The organism is Janthinobacterium sp. SUN073 (assembly GCF_030397665.1).
Classification (GTDB): domain Bacteria; phylum Pseudomonadota; class Gammaproteobacteria; order Burkholderiales; family Burkholderiaceae_D; genus Janthinobacterium.
The window spans coordinates 1,068,736-1,082,814 of the sequence record NZ_JAPUBT010000001.1; the positions used below are offsets into that span (position 1 = coordinate 1,068,736).

Consider the following 14,079-nt stretch of genomic DNA (forward strand, 5'->3'; position numbering starts at 1 on the left):
TTATCCCTTTGTCTGCTGCCACAAGGCCGGATTGACGATCGCTTCGTCGCAGATCGCAAACGCGTCATAGCCGGCGCGCGCGGCGCCTGCGGTCGTGTGTCCGGCCGCCGCGCATATTTCTTGTAGTTGCACACTGGAATTGACGCCACATACCACCTGGTCGATCTCCTCCAACCCGGTCACAAAGCCCAGCGCGGCTTGCAGCGGCGTCAAACCTAGTCCTGCAATAAAGCGGTGATAGGCGGCCAGATGCTCGCGCACACCGTCAAAATGGGCCGGCAATTCATGCGGTGCCATCAGCAGCAAGCCTTGCAGAAAAGCGGAGCGGGCATGTATTTCGACACCAGCCTGTTTCAATTTGCGCAAATGGCCGCTATGCAACAGACGCTGGTCCAGCACGTTGATCGGCAGCTGAATCAGGTCGATCGGGAAGCGCGCCAGTACGGCATCAATCTGCTGCCCGGTATACACGGACACGCCAATCTTGCTGACCAGGCCCCGCTGCTTCAACAGCGCCATGCGGGCCATCAGCACTTCGCCCCCGGGCAACAACAAATCGTCGACGCGGTGGATCAGCAAGCCATACACGCTGGGGCGCTGCAGCTTCCGCAGCGAGGCGTGCAGGCTGTCTTCCAGTTGCTGCGCCTCCACCTCACCCACTGCCGAAGCGGCAAACTGCGGCGTCTTGGTCACGATCTTGAAAGGCGCGGCAGGCGCCATCGCGCGGCCTAGCACCGCCTCGCTGTCGCCATACAGTGCCGCCGTATCGATCAATGTCAATTGCAGCTGGGCCGCAGCGGCGAGAATCGCCGCCACTTCCGCTTCGCTTACCTTGCCTGCCGTATTGGCGATACCGTAATCGAGCCCGAACTGAACTGCGCCCAAGCCTATTTTCATTTCAGCGCTTTCCGCAAGGCCTCGATAACGCGGTCTTGCTGCTCTTCCGTGAAGGTGGCATACATGGGCAGGCTGATGGCTTGCGAATAATAATGTTCCGCTTCCGGGAAATCGCCAGGCTTGAAGCCTTTTGCCTCATAGTAAGGCTGGATATGCACGGGAATATAGTGCAGATTGACGCCGATCGATTGTGCGCGCAGGGCGTCGAAGACGTCGCGGTGCGTCTGCGTCAAGCGCTCGGTCTGCAGGCGGATCACATACAGGTGCAAGCCCGAATAGCCGTCAGGATGCTGCCAGGGCGTGATGACAGGAAAATCTGCCAGCAAGGCATCATAGCGGCGCGCCATGACATGGCGATGCGCCACGAAGTCATCGAGCCGCGCCATCTGGCTCAGGCCAAGCGCCGCCTGCATGTCGGTCATGCGATAGTTAAAGCCGAGCGTGACCTGCTGGTAATACCAGGCGCCATCAGGCGCATGTGTCATCAGCTCAGGGTCGCGCGTAATGCCATGGCTGCGCAGTTGCTGCAGGCTGGTCGCCAACTGTGCATCTTGCGTGGTAGCCATGCCGCCTTCGGCACTGGTAATAATCTTCACAGGGTGAAAGCTGAAGACGGTAATGTCGCTGTAGCGGCAATTGCCTATGGGTTCGCCACGATACTTGCCGCCGATGGCATGCGACGCATCTTCGATAATCTTGAAGCCATATTCCTGCCCCAATGCATGGATGGCGAGCATATCGCAAGGCTGCCCCGTCAAATGCACGGGGATGACCACCTTCGGCAGACGCCCTGCCAGCTTCGCCTGCGCCAGCTTGCGCGCCAACGCCTCCACGCTCAGATTATAGGTGCGCGCATCGATATCGACAAAGTCGACATCGGCGCCACAATACAAGGCGCAATTGGCACTGGCAACGAAGGTATTGGGACTGGTCCAGACCAGATCCCCGGGGCCGACGCCCAGTGCCAGGCATGCGATATGCAAGGCACTCGTCGCGCTATTGACCGCTATCGCGTGGGCTACACCGCAATATGCAGCCAGCGCTTGCTCAAACGCCGGCACCGCCGGCCCCTGCGTCAGAAAGTCGGAGCGCAAGACATCGACGACAGCCTGAATATCGGCCTCGGAAATATCCTGTCGGCCATAAGGAATCATCGTCATGTTTTACGCGGTATGAGTAGGGTCAACGTGAGCCTGGATCAACTCGCGCAATTGTTCTTTGCTCAGGAAATCGGTATTGCTGCCGCTGTCATAACAGAAACCCGGCGGCACCAATGTGGCGCCCATCTTGTCGCAATACTCTTGCGTCGAATATTTGGCGCTCATCGGCAGGATGGCGTAATACTTGCCCATGTCAACGGTATTGAAACTATCGCTGGAAGTGATCATTTCCTCATGAATCTTTTCGCCTGGACGCACGCCGACCACCGGGAAGCTGCATTCGGGACCAATGGCTTCAGCCACATCGGTGATACGGTAGGAAGGAATCTTCGGCACCAGCACTTCGCCGCCCCAGGCGTTCTCGAGCGACCACAGGACCATGTCCACGCCCTCTTGCAGACTGATATTGAAGCGAGTCATCGCGGTATCGGTGATCGGCAGGACACCCGTCGCGCGACGCTCGAGGAAGAACGGAATCACCGACCCGCGGCTGCCCATCACATTACCGTAACGAACAACGCTGAAACGCAGATCGCGATGGCCAACGATATTATTTGCAGCAACGAACAGCTTATCCGAGCACAGCTTGGTAGCGCCGTACAGATTGATCGGCGCGGCAGCCTTGTCGGTAGACAACGCAACGACACGCTGCACTTTGGTATCCAGGCAAGCCTCGATCAGGTTTTGCGCACCCAATACGTTGGTTTTGATGCATTCGAACGGGTTATACTCCGCAGCTGGCACTTGTTTCAGCGCAGCAGCGTGAATCACGATATCAATACCTTCCAGCGCGCGGCGCAGACGGGCTTCGTCGCGGATATCTCCGATGAAATAACGAATACCGGCATATTTTTCGTCCGAAAACTCATGCGCCATTTCAAACTGTTTCAGTTCATCGCGCGAAAATACCACGAGGCGCTTGATGGTCGGATAACGCTCCAGCACAGTTTTGACAAAGGCCTTGCCGAACGAACCCGTTCCGCCGGTAATAAGAATAGACTTATCTGATAACATTTTTATATTATTAATTAAATGAGAATAACGAATTAAATAACCGCAACATGCTCAGCAGATGCCGATATCGTTAACAAATCGGCACCATATCCGTCAGGGCGACTCGATAGCACATTGCACCAACCAAGGGAAGGAGAGGGTAGATATCGCCCGAGACTCAGCCGAACATACATTTACCCTAGCCTGGTCAGAGCAACAAATTGACGTGCTTCAAAACGGGAACCGTAACAAGCTCAAAGTAATCCAGAGCCCGAGCAACACAGTCAGCCACTTTGCACTTTGACAACCGACTAATCTATGAATCATCCCATATTAAAGATGACATGAATTCAAGGAGATCAGAATGCGCTGAATGATGTAGACGCAAGATATTTCTAATTGCTTTTTAAAAATACAGTCGCACCATTTTAACATTATTGTCTTGCTAAAAATACGAAATTCTCGCCCAAAAAAACCACATCCCGCCATGCAGCCACAGTTCCATTTCTTCGCAAAAACGACAAACAGAAAGCAAATTGCCTGCATAAATATGCAGCGCCACATGCGGAAAATATTTTCAATTAAGCAAGCAATGACTCAATGACTGATGACGCAATCAACGGCCTGCCTGGCGCTTCCTCCCACATGGCAAGAGCGCTCCCGCAGCAACAAGCTAGGCCCTTCCGGCAACTCCGCCCAGCAACAAACACCGTTCCGACATTTCCAGATGCGACCTTCCAAGCCTGCATGATATATGTACCGCCGCCTATTTTCTAACCATCTTGTGCGGTTTTACACCTTGTCACAATTACGCACCAACGTAGCCAGTGCCGCCGCTTATAATATTTGACCTGCATGCCAGATTCTGCCGCACATGCTTTAAACGCACATGCTTTAAAGCAAGTCCATACTTAACAACGCCAGCCTCCCGCGAGCATGACAGCGAGCCGTGGCGCCAATGCGCCCATATCGATCAAAGAGCACAACCACGCCGTCAAATCCTTGGCGACAGCCTACGGGCTCCGCGCGAAAAATTATACATTCAATAAGTTTCGGCAAACAGCGCCAGACAGTCACGCCACATGCGGCAGCCACGCCGCGACCATTCCCGAGCGGCATCCAGCCATCACTGCGCACACACGGCTATTGGAGAGGCGCGCCCTAACGCAACAACATGCCGAAAAAAAAGCGCTGGAGATAATGCTCCAGCGCCTATGCCACCCAGTATACATACCGATAAAAATTACTACTTCAACAACCCACCCAGCAACGCTGCCACCTTCTGCTTCGGCTTGGCCGCGGCAGGCGCCATGCTGGCGGCAGCGGGAGCCGCTGCCTTGGCTGGCTCATACGGCTTCAGGAACCAGGGATCGGCCTTTTCGCGGCGGGCGCCGGGACCAAAGGCGGGACGCGCACCGCGCTCGGCGGAGCGGCTGTCGCGGCTGCTGTCGCCAGCATGGCGGCTCTCGGGAGCACGCGCGGGACGCGCCTCGCTACCTTCGGTCCGGCGCGGCGGACGGCGCTCGCTGTCGCTGCTGCGGGCAGGAGCTGGATTGAAGCCCGTCAATTCGCCGCGCTTGATGCTTTGCTTGATGAGTTTTTCGATGTCCGTCAGCAGGCGCTCGTCTTTATCCGAATAGATCGAAATGGCGTCGCCCGAGGCGCCGGCGCGGCCCGTACGGCCGATGCGGTGCACATAATCTTCCGCGTTGTACGGCAAGTCGAAATTGATGACGCAAGGCAAGTCGGATATATCCAGGCCACGCGCCGCCACGTCGGTCGCCACCAGCACGTCGATCTCGCCCTTCTTGAACGCTTCCAGCGCCGCCATGCGCTCTTGCTGGCTCTTGTCGCCATGAATCGCCGTGGCGCTCATGCCTTCCTGCTCCAGCACGCGGGCCAGGCGCGAGGCGCCGATCTTGGTGTTCGAGAATACGATGACCTGCTTCAGGTCGCGCTGGCGCAGCAGATGGGCTACCAGGGCATGCTTCTGGTCTTCCGTTACCTTGTAGACCACTTGCGTGACCTTGTCGGCCGTCTGGTTGCTGCGCGCCACTTCGATCGTCAGCGGATCGTTGAGGAAGGTCGCGGCCAGCTTCTTGATTTCTGGCGAGAACGTAGCCGAGAACATCAGGTTCTGGCGCTGCTTCGGCAGCAAGTTGATGATGCGCTGCAAGTCCGGCAAGAAGCCCATGTCCAGCATGCGGTCGGCTTCATCCATGACCAGCATCTGCACCTGGCTCAGGCTGATGTTCTTTTGCTCGATATGGTCGAGCAAGCGGCCCGGCGTGGCGATGACAATTTCCACGCCGCCGCGCAAGATGACCGTTTGCGGTTTCATGTCCATGCCGCCGAAAACGACCGTCGAACGCAGCGGCGTGTGCTTGGCGTAGGCCTTGACGTTTTCCGCCACCTGCACCGCTAGTTCGCGGGTCGGCGTCAGGATCAGCGCGCGCACCGGGTGGCGCGCCGGCGACATGCTGCTGCTGGCATGCGCCATCAGCAACTGGATGATCGGCAAGGAAAAACCGGCCGTCTTGCCGGTGCCCGTTTGCGCGGCGCCCATCACATCGCGCCCTTGCAGCACTACGGGAATGGCTTGCTCCTGGATCGGTGTCGGACGGGTGTATCCCTGATCGGTCAGTGCGCGCTGGATTTCAGGCGCGAGGCCAAAATCGGCAAAAGTCAGGGTGGGGGCAGCGGATGCTGCAGGTGCAGGTGCAGGTGCAGGTGCAGCGGCGGGCGCCGCTTCAGGGGCAATCGCCGGGCTGGGCGTAGGAGTCGATTCGGTTTCAGACATAAATTTTCTGGTGTGCCTCCGCACTGCGGAAGCCATGCTTTCTCAATAAACAACATTTCGGGGCACAGGCAGCTCCGTCTTGCAAGCCATGGATCATCGTTCTTGCGGCACCTCCGTGCTCCGGGACATGCTGTATGGCGTATGCGGGAGCGTCGAAGAGATGTGCTGCGATGGCGGCGGAGATCGCGCCGGCGGAACATCGCGCGCAGAAGATACAATATCAGTGCTGTAAACGATACCCTAATTCACCGCAACTGTACACGGAAACCGTGATTTTTGAGCAAAAAGCGTTCCAGCAATGGCACGCTGGAATGCCGTATGATGCCAGCTCCGATGCCAGCTCCGCCGTCGCCCTGCCCTCACCATGCCCACCCCGCCTTTACCCCACGATCCGCAACCACAAGCGCCCAGCAAGCCGGGCAATGACGAGTGTTGCCACAGCGGTTGCACCTTTTGCGTGCTGGAAATGTACCAGGAAGACCTGGCCGCCTACGAAGAGGCCCTGAGGGCATGGCAACAACGCCAGCAAGCCGCTGCCGCACCTGCCACCCAAGGCATCAAAACACCGCGCAAGCGCGCCTAATTTCTTAATTAAAAGCTTTCCCACTCATCCACTGGCGCCGTGCGACGCGCCGTGCTGGCCAGTTGACGCGGTGCCGCGGCCGGCGTCACGGCTGCAGGCGCCTTGACGGTGACTGGCGCGCGCGGCCGGCTCACGGCGGCGCTGGCCACATCGAGCTTGAAGATGCTGACCACTTCGCTCAGGCTGGCGGCCTGCTCCTGCATCGATTCAGCCGCCGCGGCCGCCTCTTCCACCAGGGCCGCATTTTGCTGCGTCACCTGGTCCATCTGGGCGATGGCCTGGTTGACCTGCTCGATACCGGCGCTCTGCTCGCTGCTGGCGGCGGTGATCTCGCTCATGATGTCCGTCACGCGGGTGATGCTGGCAACGATGTCATCCATCGTGCGGCCCGCCTGATCCACCAGTTTCGATCCCGCCTCGACTTTCTCGACCGAATCGCCGATCAGGACCTTGATATCCTTGGCCGCCGCGGCCGAGCGTTGCGCCAGGTTGCGCACTTCCGTGGCCACAACGGCAAAGCCGCGTCCCTGCTCGCCTGCGCGCGCTGCCTCGACAGCGGCATTCAAGGCCAGGATATTGGTCTGGAAAGCAATGCCGTCGATGACGGCGATGATGTCGACGATCTTGCGCGACGAGGCATTGATCGACGCCATCGTGCCCACCACTTCGCTGACGACCTTGCCGCCCTCGATGGCGATGCTCGACGAGGTCAGCGCCATGGTGTTGGCCTGGCGCGCATTGTCCGCATTCTGTTTGACGGTCGAGGTCAGCTCTTCCATCGAGGAAGCCGTTTCTTCCAGCGAACTGGCCTGCTCTTCCGTGCGCGACGACAAATCCTGGTTGCCGGCGGCAATCTGGCTCGACGCCGTGGCGATGGTATCGGTGCCAGTGCGCACCTGGCCCACCAGGTTCTGCAGGCTGGCATTCATGTCTTTCAAGGCCTGCATCAATTGCCCTGTTTCATCTTGCGATTGCACAACGATATGCGCCGTCAAGTCGCCGGCCGCCACCTGGCGCGCCACGCCAACGGCCGCGATCAGCGGACGCGCCACACTGCGCGCCACCCACAGCGCCAGCAGCATGCCGATGACGACGATGCCCACCAGCAAGCCGATCAGGCTGGCGCGCGAGGCCGCATACGTTGCATCGGCGCTGGCACTCGAACGCACGCCACCGTCCGTATTAATCGACACCAGTTTATCGAGGAGCACCATCATGTCCGCCATGACCTTGGCCGACGGCCCCACGGCCAGCGCGCGCGCCTCTTCCTTTTTCATCTCGCGCGACAGGCTCAGCACGGTTGCGTGCAGGCGCATGAATTCATCGTTGAGCGCCAGGAAGCGCTCGAAGACTTCTTGCTCGCCCGGTTCGGAGATCAGGCGGCGGTAGTTGTCCCCATCGGCCTTCAGCTTGGTCTGCGTTTCCGTCATGCGCGTTTCGTTCTGCGCCATGTCGGCATCCTGCACAGCCAGCATGTGCGCCAGTTCCCAGCGGCGGAAATCGCTGACATCGCTGCGCATGGACATCGCCGCCAGCACGCTGGGCATCCAATTCTCGGACAGGTCGGTCGACGCGGTATTGATGCGCGCCATGGAAAAGATCGCCGACACGCCCAGCGCCGCCGTCAACAACAGCACGGCGCCAAACGACAAGATCAGCTTGGTGGCAATTTTCAGATCAAAAAACCATTTCATGCGTTGCGTTCCTTCATTAAACGGGTAAACGAGACAAGACAGGCGCGCGCACCGGCACATGCGCGGCGCGGGCAGTGGGGCGATCATGGAAGGCATCGCAGGATGAAGCGGAAGTGACCAGGGTTGAAGAGCAAGCGCAGCAGCTCCTATCGAAACGCGCATCAATTTCCACAAGGCAACATTTTATCACCGTTGTACTACCACGCAGAATGATTTGACCGCTGCGTGCAGCCAAAGTTCGCGTGTAGCGGACAGCGTGTCGCATTTTGCCCAGGCACCGTTGTTTCCACAGGGGAAATGCAGAAGCAGGCGTAGGAGTCGGATGACACGAGGCAATGTTCCTAGCCTACATAAGCACGTCGGCTCATCCGATGCCCACCCGCACCCCCTGGTCCTATAGTGGATACAAGATTCAGCACAACGCTAGCAAGCCAGAAAAGCAGCGCCATCCAACAAAATCAGAAGACGAGGCCCTACCATGTACAAAGCTTATAGCAACCTGACCCCAGCAACGAATAGCCACGCCGCCGCCCAGCACAACTGGCAAGCCGCGCCAACAACGCCCATGATCAGCATCACGGGCGCGCAACAGAACGAATTGCTGCGCGCCTTGTCGCGCGCCGATCTGGAGCGCCTTTTTTGCCAGTTGGAACTGGTCGCTTTGCCTGCCGGCAAGCACCTGTTCGATTGCGGCGGCAAGATTGAATACACGTATTTCCCCACTAACGCCATCGTTTCCCTGTTGTATGTGATGGAAGACGGCGCCACCACCGAGATCGCCGTCATCGGCCGCGAAGGTGTCGCTGGCGTGGTGCTGTACGAAGCCGAGCGCGCCACCTGCACCGCCATCGTGCAGACGGCCGGCTACGGTTACCGCCTGAAAACGGCCTTCCTGCGTGAAGTGTTCAATGAGGGCGGCGCCCTGGCGCAATTACTGATGCGCTACACCAGCGCCATGTTTGCGCAAATGGCACAGAATGTGGTGGGCGGCCGTCATTGCAGCATCGAACAAAAACTGTGCCGCTGGCTGCTGGACCGCCTCGACCGTTCGCTGTCGAACGAGCTGAAGGTCACGCAAGACACCATGGCCAACATGCTGGGCGTGCGCCGCGAAAGCGTCACCGTCACGGCCCGCAAGCTGCAGGACGAAGGCTTGATCCAGTACCGTCGCGGCACCGTCGAAGTGCTCGACCGCGAAGGCCTGGAAGCGGCCGCCGGCAATTGCTACAAGGCGGCGCGCGCCGGTTTCGAACAATTCCGCAGCGGCATCAGCGCACACAACTAAGTAATCAGCGCTAATTAATCAGCGCGAGCACGCTTCGGCGTGCTTTTTTCATTCCGGGGCGTTAACTCTGCTGCAAACCAGATGCCCCTCATCAGCAGCGGCAGTGGCGACCAACCACCAGTGCGGCTTGCGATCTTCAAACGAGTGGTATTCGGGCGCAAACGCGGCCTGGCCAGGATCATCAAAACTGCCCACCAGCAAGGCTACCGTCGGCGCATCGTCGATGGCGCCGATGGAACTGCCGCAAGCGGCGCAAAAGGCCCGGCTGGAATACTCGGAAGAACGGTAAGTGGCCGGTGTGCCGGCCGTACCCGTCCAGCGTACTTGATCGCGCGCAAACTCCACCCAGGCCACCGTCGGCGCGCCCGTGTGCTGCTGGCAATTGCGGCACGAGCAGCTGTGCGGATTGCTGCCCTCGCCTGTTACTTCGAAGCGCACTGCGCCACATAAACAGCCGCCTTTCTGCACCACTTTCCCCATTGCGTCTCCTCGTTTGCACCGTTGCGTACCCCGCCAGCTGGCACGGTCCCGGTACAATATTGCCATAAACCCCTCGCTGGCGCGACCCGCAACGGAGAGCGCCGGCATTACGAAAGAATAAATGGAAGACATCAATTGCGAAGGCTTGCCGCACATCCGCGTACTGGCAGGCGAAAACACCGACGGCCCCGTGTATGAAACCCTGCCAGCGCGCCAGATCGACGAACACGTCTACGAACTGCTGGCCTCGCCCGGCCTGACCCTGAACCTGGCGCGCGGCGACATCGTCAGCATCGTCGACCCGCTGGCCCCCGCCGAAGTCTTAAAGCGCGGCGGCAACTTCTGCATCCAGATCTATGCTGACGACGTGCCGCAAGAAGCAGTCGACCAACTCGAGCGCGACGTGCAGGAGCAACTGGGCGGCACCATGGATGGCCAGTACAAGGGCAATCTCACCTTCAGCGTGCCGGGACACCACGGCATCTACAACGTCAACGGTCCCTTCGACGCCTTCCGCACGGCGACGGGCGTGGAATGGTATTTCGCCAACATCTACGTCAACCTCGACGACGACGATGATGAAACCTTGCTCAACTGGTGGGTGGATATGTAAGCATGCCCGTGCGCCAGGCAGGGCCATGACACATGTCAAAGCTCCGCTCTGGCACACATCAAGCTGCTTGCCCGCGCCTTGCGTACGCTCTCTCTATCGTCAACCACAGAGAGAAACGATATGCCCTACATTGCGCGTGCCGACTATGCAAAACAAAAAGAAATGGTGGGAAATGGCGAGTGCGTTACCCTGGTCAGACATCTCGCTGGCGCCCGCGCCTCATCGCTTTGGCGCGAAGGAGACAAAGTGCCGGACCTGCTGGAAAAAGGCGGCATTTCGAAAGGCACGGTGATTGCCACCTTCGTCAACGGCCGCTATCAGAATCTGCGGCAGGGCAACCATGCGGCGCTATTCATTCGCCAGGTGCCTGGCGGCATTGAAATTTTCGACCAGTGGCGCAACCATAAACCTAGCGCCCGCGTGATCTACTTTGGCCGTTCGGCGGCCGGGGCATCGAATCGCCCCGAACTCTATTCGGTGGTGGAATGAAGCCGCTCGCACTGCTGGCATTGCTCATCGCTGCCGCGGCGATGCGGCCAGTTGCAGCAGCCCCCGATGCGTCCGTTTCTTGCCCGCAAGCAGCTCCATCAAGCTGGAACCTGCCAGCCGCCAGGCTCGACAGCGTGCGCGTGCTGTCCTATCCGACGGATCAGCCGCCAGTGGACGGTGAAGCCTTGCCTATCCTGGCTCCAGTCCGGGAATGGACACGCGCCGGCACCTTGTATCAACGCTGGGACATCAATTTTGATGCGCCCCAATATCTGTTCCAGGTGGACTGCCTGTATGCCGGCTCCGAGCGCTACCTGCGCATGGCTTTGCCAAGCGTCAAACAGTGCGTCGCAGCCATTACACAGCGAACGAAAATAGTCAGGTTTCAGTGCAAATAGTGCGTTCAGTACCACTCATCAAGCCACTCCCCGCAGTTGCGTCAAACATGCAAAAATCCATTCATAAATGACTGGTAAGCAAGGTCAGCAAGCGGCAAGCGCGTTCGATGTGCGGCCGCCCTACGATTGACATATCTCAAGGTAGCGGCCCAGCACCTTGTCCATGCCCAGCTCAAGACATTCGACCACCAGCGCATGGCCGATCGACACTTCCAGGATGCCGGGAATGTCCAGGAAACGCGCCAGGTTGTGCAAATCGAGGTCGTGCCCGGCATTCACGCCCAGTCCCAACGCCTGTGCCCGCCGCGCCGCCTGCAGATACGTCTCAAACACGGCATCGCCTTGCTCGCTGCCATGGCTTTCCGCAAACCGCTCCGTGTACAGTTCAACGCGCGCTGCCCCCACCTCGCGCGCCCATTCCAGCGCCGGGTAATCGGCATCGACAAACAGGCTGACGCGGATGCCCAGGTCGTTCAATTGCGCAATGGCGGGACGCAACAACGCTGCATGCTGTTCGATGTCCCAGCCGTGATCGGACGTCAATTGCCCCGGCATGTCAGGCACCAGCGTGCATTGTGCGGGTCGCGCATCTTTCACGACCTGCAGAAATTCCGCCGCCGGATAGCCCTCCACATTCAGCTCGCGTCCCCGCTCCGCGCACAGGCGCTGCAATGGCGCAACATCGTCGTAGCGCGCATGGCGCTGATCCGGGCGCGGGTGCAAGGTGATGCCGGCGGCGCCCAGATCGAGAAAGCGCGTGGAAAACGCGAGCAGATCCGGGAAATTACGGCCGCGCGAATTGCGCAGCAGGGCGATTTTATTGACGTTGACGGAGAGCTGGGTCATGGCAGGAATGGAGTGAAAGTGACGAGTCTGGCAGCGATTGTAGCGGATCGCCCGCTCGGGGCACCGCCAACCGAACTCAGCGCTACGTGCTACGATGCAAGACAAGTTCCTTTCAATATATACCATGACCTACCAGCTATTCCTGTTTGACCTGGACGATACCCTGCTCGATTTCCGGGCGTCCGAAAAACGCTCGTTCCTGCACACCATGCACGAACTGGGCTTGCGCGACAGCATCGACGCGCTGTTCACCCAGTACCAGGCGATCAACGTCGAGCTGTGGAAACGTTTCGAAATGGGCACCGTGAGCAAGGATTTCCTGAAGGTGGAGCGCTTCCGCAAGACGTTTGCGCTGAACAGCATCGCCATCGACCCGGAACTGGCCAGCCGTTTGTATCTGGAATCGCTGCCGGACACGGTCGTGCTCATCGATGGCGCCAGGCAAGTGTGTGAAACGCTGTCACGCATCGGTGAAGTGGGCATCATCACCAACGGCGTCGAGTCCATCCAGAACCGCCGTATCGCCGCCTCCGGCCTGAGCGACTACATTTCCTTCGTCGCCACCTCCGAAGCGTGCGGCCACGCCAAGCCGGACGTGCGCTTCTTCGAATACGCCGCCAACATGGCGCGCGCATTCCGCAAAGATACAAGCATCATCATCGGCGACCGCCTGGACGCCGACATCCTGGGCGCCAACCGCTACGGCATCGACAGCTGCTGGTTCAACCCGGACAGCATGGCCAACACCTCGACCGCCATCCCCACCTGTGAAGTGGCCAGCCTGCATGAGATCGTGCCGGTGCTGGACCTGATGCAAGTCAAGCTGAAACAGGCTTGATCTTCCACAAACGCACCACCTGAAATACGCTGGCAGCGGCACGAAAACAGGCCGCTGTTCGCGTACCATCAGGACTCCGCTCCCGGAAGCGAATCCATGCCGAACTTCACGTTCCTGATCATCATCGTGGCGCTCATCCTGCTTTACGTCATGCGGGTCAAGCGCCAGACGGCGAGGTCACGTGCGCCGATGGGGCTGCACAGAAAACCCGTGATGACGGCACGCGAGCAGCAGATGTACCACCTGCTGCAGACGGCCTTGCCGGAATGCACAGTGCTGGCGCAAGTGGCATTTTCCGCGCTGGTGACGGCAAAAGGGAGGGAAAACAGAAACCGTTTCGACCGCAAGGTGGCCGATTTTGTCCTGTGCAGCCAGCAACTGCACGTCATCGCCGTCATCGAACTCGACGACAGCAGCCACGCCGGACGCGAACGCGAAGACAAGGAGCGCGACGCCATGCTCAGGCTAGCCGGCTATGACACCTTGCGCTATGCCAACTTCCCCTCCCAACAGGCGCTGCGCGCCGACATCGAGCAACTGCTGCTGAAAAAGGCCGGCGTCGTATCTGCCTGATGACACCATCCTGACATCAATCGCGCGTCAGCACTTCCAGCAACTCAATCTCGAAGATCAAATTGGAATGCGGCGGTATCAAACCCACCTGCCGCTCGCCATACGCCAGATGCGCCGGCACCCACAGCTTGCGCGTGCCACCGACCTGCATGCCGTGCAAACCCAGAATCCAGCCCTGGATCACCTTATTATTGCTCAGCACGCAGCGAAAAGGCTCGCCCCGCTTGTGCGACGAGTCGAATTCCGTGCCATCCTCCAGCCAGCCCCGGTAATGCGCCGTGATCAGCGCGCCACGCGCCGCCGCCTTACCATCACCGACCACGATATCGTCAATTTTCACTTCAGCCGTCATCTCGTTTCATCCATCATCAATCGCAATGCCGCGATTGTACGACAGCGCGAAAAAGCGCAGGCAGTTACCCGCAGGGGC

Annotated in this window: 15 protein-coding genes; 7 read left to right on the forward strand and 8 right to left on the reverse strand. The window is 59.1% G+C overall.

Annotated elements, in window-relative coordinates; genetic code table 11:
- The 4 genes from O0882_RS04830 to O0882_RS04845 form a co-directional block, all read right to left on the reverse strand.
- Positions 1-897 carry an aldo/keto reductase gene (locus O0882_RS04830; protein ID WP_289945779.1) on the reverse strand — a complete coding sequence of 299 codons (897 nt, stop codon included), beginning with the start codon at positions 895-897 and terminating at the stop codon, positions 1-3.
- On the reverse strand, positions 894-2,051 hold the full coding sequence (gene pseC / locus O0882_RS04835; RefSeq protein ID WP_289946833.1) for a UDP-4-amino-4,6-dideoxy-N-acetyl-beta-L-altrosamine transaminase: 1,158 nt from the start codon (positions 2,049-2,051) through the stop codon (positions 894-896). Before pseC ends, O0882_RS04830 begins: the two co-directional genes overlap by 4 nt.
- Before the next feature lie 9 nt (positions 2,052-2,060).
- Positions 2,061-3,071 carry a UDP-N-acetylglucosamine 4,6-dehydratase (inverting) gene (pseB, locus tag O0882_RS04840; RefSeq protein WP_289945780.1) on the reverse strand — a complete coding sequence of 337 codons (1,011 nt, stop codon included), beginning with the start codon at positions 3,069-3,071 and terminating at the stop codon, positions 2,061-2,063.
- Between the two features lie 1,225 nt (positions 3,072-4,296).
- Positions 4,297-5,850, reverse strand: coding sequence for a DEAD/DEAH box helicase (locus O0882_RS04845; protein WP_289945782.1), 1,554 nt, complete (start codon positions 5,848-5,850; stop codon positions 4,297-4,299).
- Between the two features lie 364 nt (positions 5,851-6,214).
- On the opposite strand from O0882_RS04845, the gene O0882_RS04850 reads away from it, so the two are divergent.
- Positions 6,215-6,433, forward strand: coding sequence for an oxidoreductase-like domain-containing protein (locus O0882_RS04850; protein WP_289945784.1), 219 nt, complete (start codon positions 6,215-6,217; stop codon positions 6,431-6,433).
- A gap of 8 nt (positions 6,434-6,441) precedes the next feature.
- On the opposite strand, the gene O0882_RS04855 is transcribed toward O0882_RS04850, so the two are convergent.
- Positions 6,442-8,127 (reverse strand): methyl-accepting chemotaxis protein, encoded by a 1,686-nt coding sequence (locus O0882_RS04855; protein WP_289945786.1) that lies wholly within the window; start codon positions 8,125-8,127, stop codon positions 6,442-6,444.
- Between the two features lie 565 nt (positions 8,128-8,692).
- On the opposite strand from O0882_RS04855, the gene O0882_RS04860 reads away from it, so the two are divergent.
- Positions 8,693-9,412 (forward strand): Crp/Fnr family transcriptional regulator, encoded by a 720-nt coding sequence (locus O0882_RS04860; protein WP_035828139.1) that lies wholly within the window; start codon positions 8,693-8,695, stop codon positions 9,410-9,412.
- A gap of 48 nt (positions 9,413-9,460) precedes the next feature.
- On the opposite strand, the gene O0882_RS04865 is transcribed toward O0882_RS04860, so the two are convergent.
- Positions 9,461-9,892 carry a GFA family protein gene (locus O0882_RS04865; RefSeq protein WP_289945787.1) on the reverse strand — a complete coding sequence of 144 codons (432 nt, stop codon included), beginning with the start codon at positions 9,890-9,892 and terminating at the stop codon, positions 9,461-9,463.
- Positions 9,893-10,013: 121 nt separating this feature from the next.
- Here O0882_RS04865 and O0882_RS04870 point away from each other — a divergent pair, with 121 nt between their 5' ends.
- From O0882_RS04870 to O0882_RS04880, 3 genes are all read left to right on the forward strand, one after another.
- A complete protein-coding gene (locus O0882_RS04870; protein ID WP_289945789.1) occupies positions 10,014-10,505 on the forward strand; it encodes a DUF4265 domain-containing protein in 492 nt (163 codons plus the stop codon).
- A 120-nt stretch (positions 10,506-10,625) separates the two neighbouring features.
- On the forward strand, positions 10,626-10,994 hold the full coding sequence (locus O0882_RS04875) for a BPSL0067 family protein (RefSeq protein ID WP_289945790.1): 369 nt from the start codon (positions 10,626-10,628) through the stop codon (positions 10,992-10,994).
- Positions 10,991-11,392 (forward strand): STY0301 family protein, encoded by a 402-nt coding sequence (locus O0882_RS04880; protein ID WP_289945792.1) that lies wholly within the window; start codon positions 10,991-10,993, stop codon positions 11,390-11,392. The genes O0882_RS04875 and O0882_RS04880 overlap by 4 nt, the downstream gene beginning before the upstream one ends.
- Before the next feature lie 120 nt (positions 11,393-11,512).
- Here O0882_RS04880 and O0882_RS04885 read toward each other — a convergent pair whose 3' ends face one another.
- Complete coding sequence (locus tag O0882_RS04885; RefSeq protein WP_289945793.1) at positions 11,513-12,238, reverse strand: pyridoxine 5'-phosphate synthase; 726 nt, start codon at positions 12,236-12,238, stop codon at positions 11,513-11,515.
- 124 nt (positions 12,239-12,362) lie between these two features.
- Here O0882_RS04885 and O0882_RS04890 point away from each other — a divergent pair, with 124 nt between their 5' ends.
- Together O0882_RS04890 and O0882_RS04895 are read left to right on the forward strand one after the other, a co-directional pair.
- Complete coding sequence (locus O0882_RS04890) at positions 12,363-13,076, forward strand: YjjG family noncanonical pyrimidine nucleotidase (RefSeq protein WP_289945794.1); 714 nt, start codon at positions 12,363-12,365, stop codon at positions 13,074-13,076.
- A 96-nt stretch (positions 13,077-13,172) separates the two neighbouring features.
- Positions 13,173-13,649: a DUF2726 domain-containing protein gene (locus O0882_RS04895; RefSeq protein ID WP_289945795.1), complete on the forward strand. Its 477-nt coding sequence runs from the start codon at positions 13,173-13,175 to the stop codon at positions 13,647-13,649.
- Between the two features lie 16 nt (positions 13,650-13,665).
- Here the strand turns inward: O0882_RS04895 and O0882_RS04900 are convergent, their stop codons facing one another.
- Entirely contained in the window at positions 13,666-14,001 is a 336-nt protein-coding gene (locus tag O0882_RS04900) for an FKBP-type peptidyl-prolyl cis-trans isomerase (RefSeq protein ID WP_289945796.1), read from the reverse strand.
- Positions 14,002-14,079 lie beyond the last annotated feature (78 nt).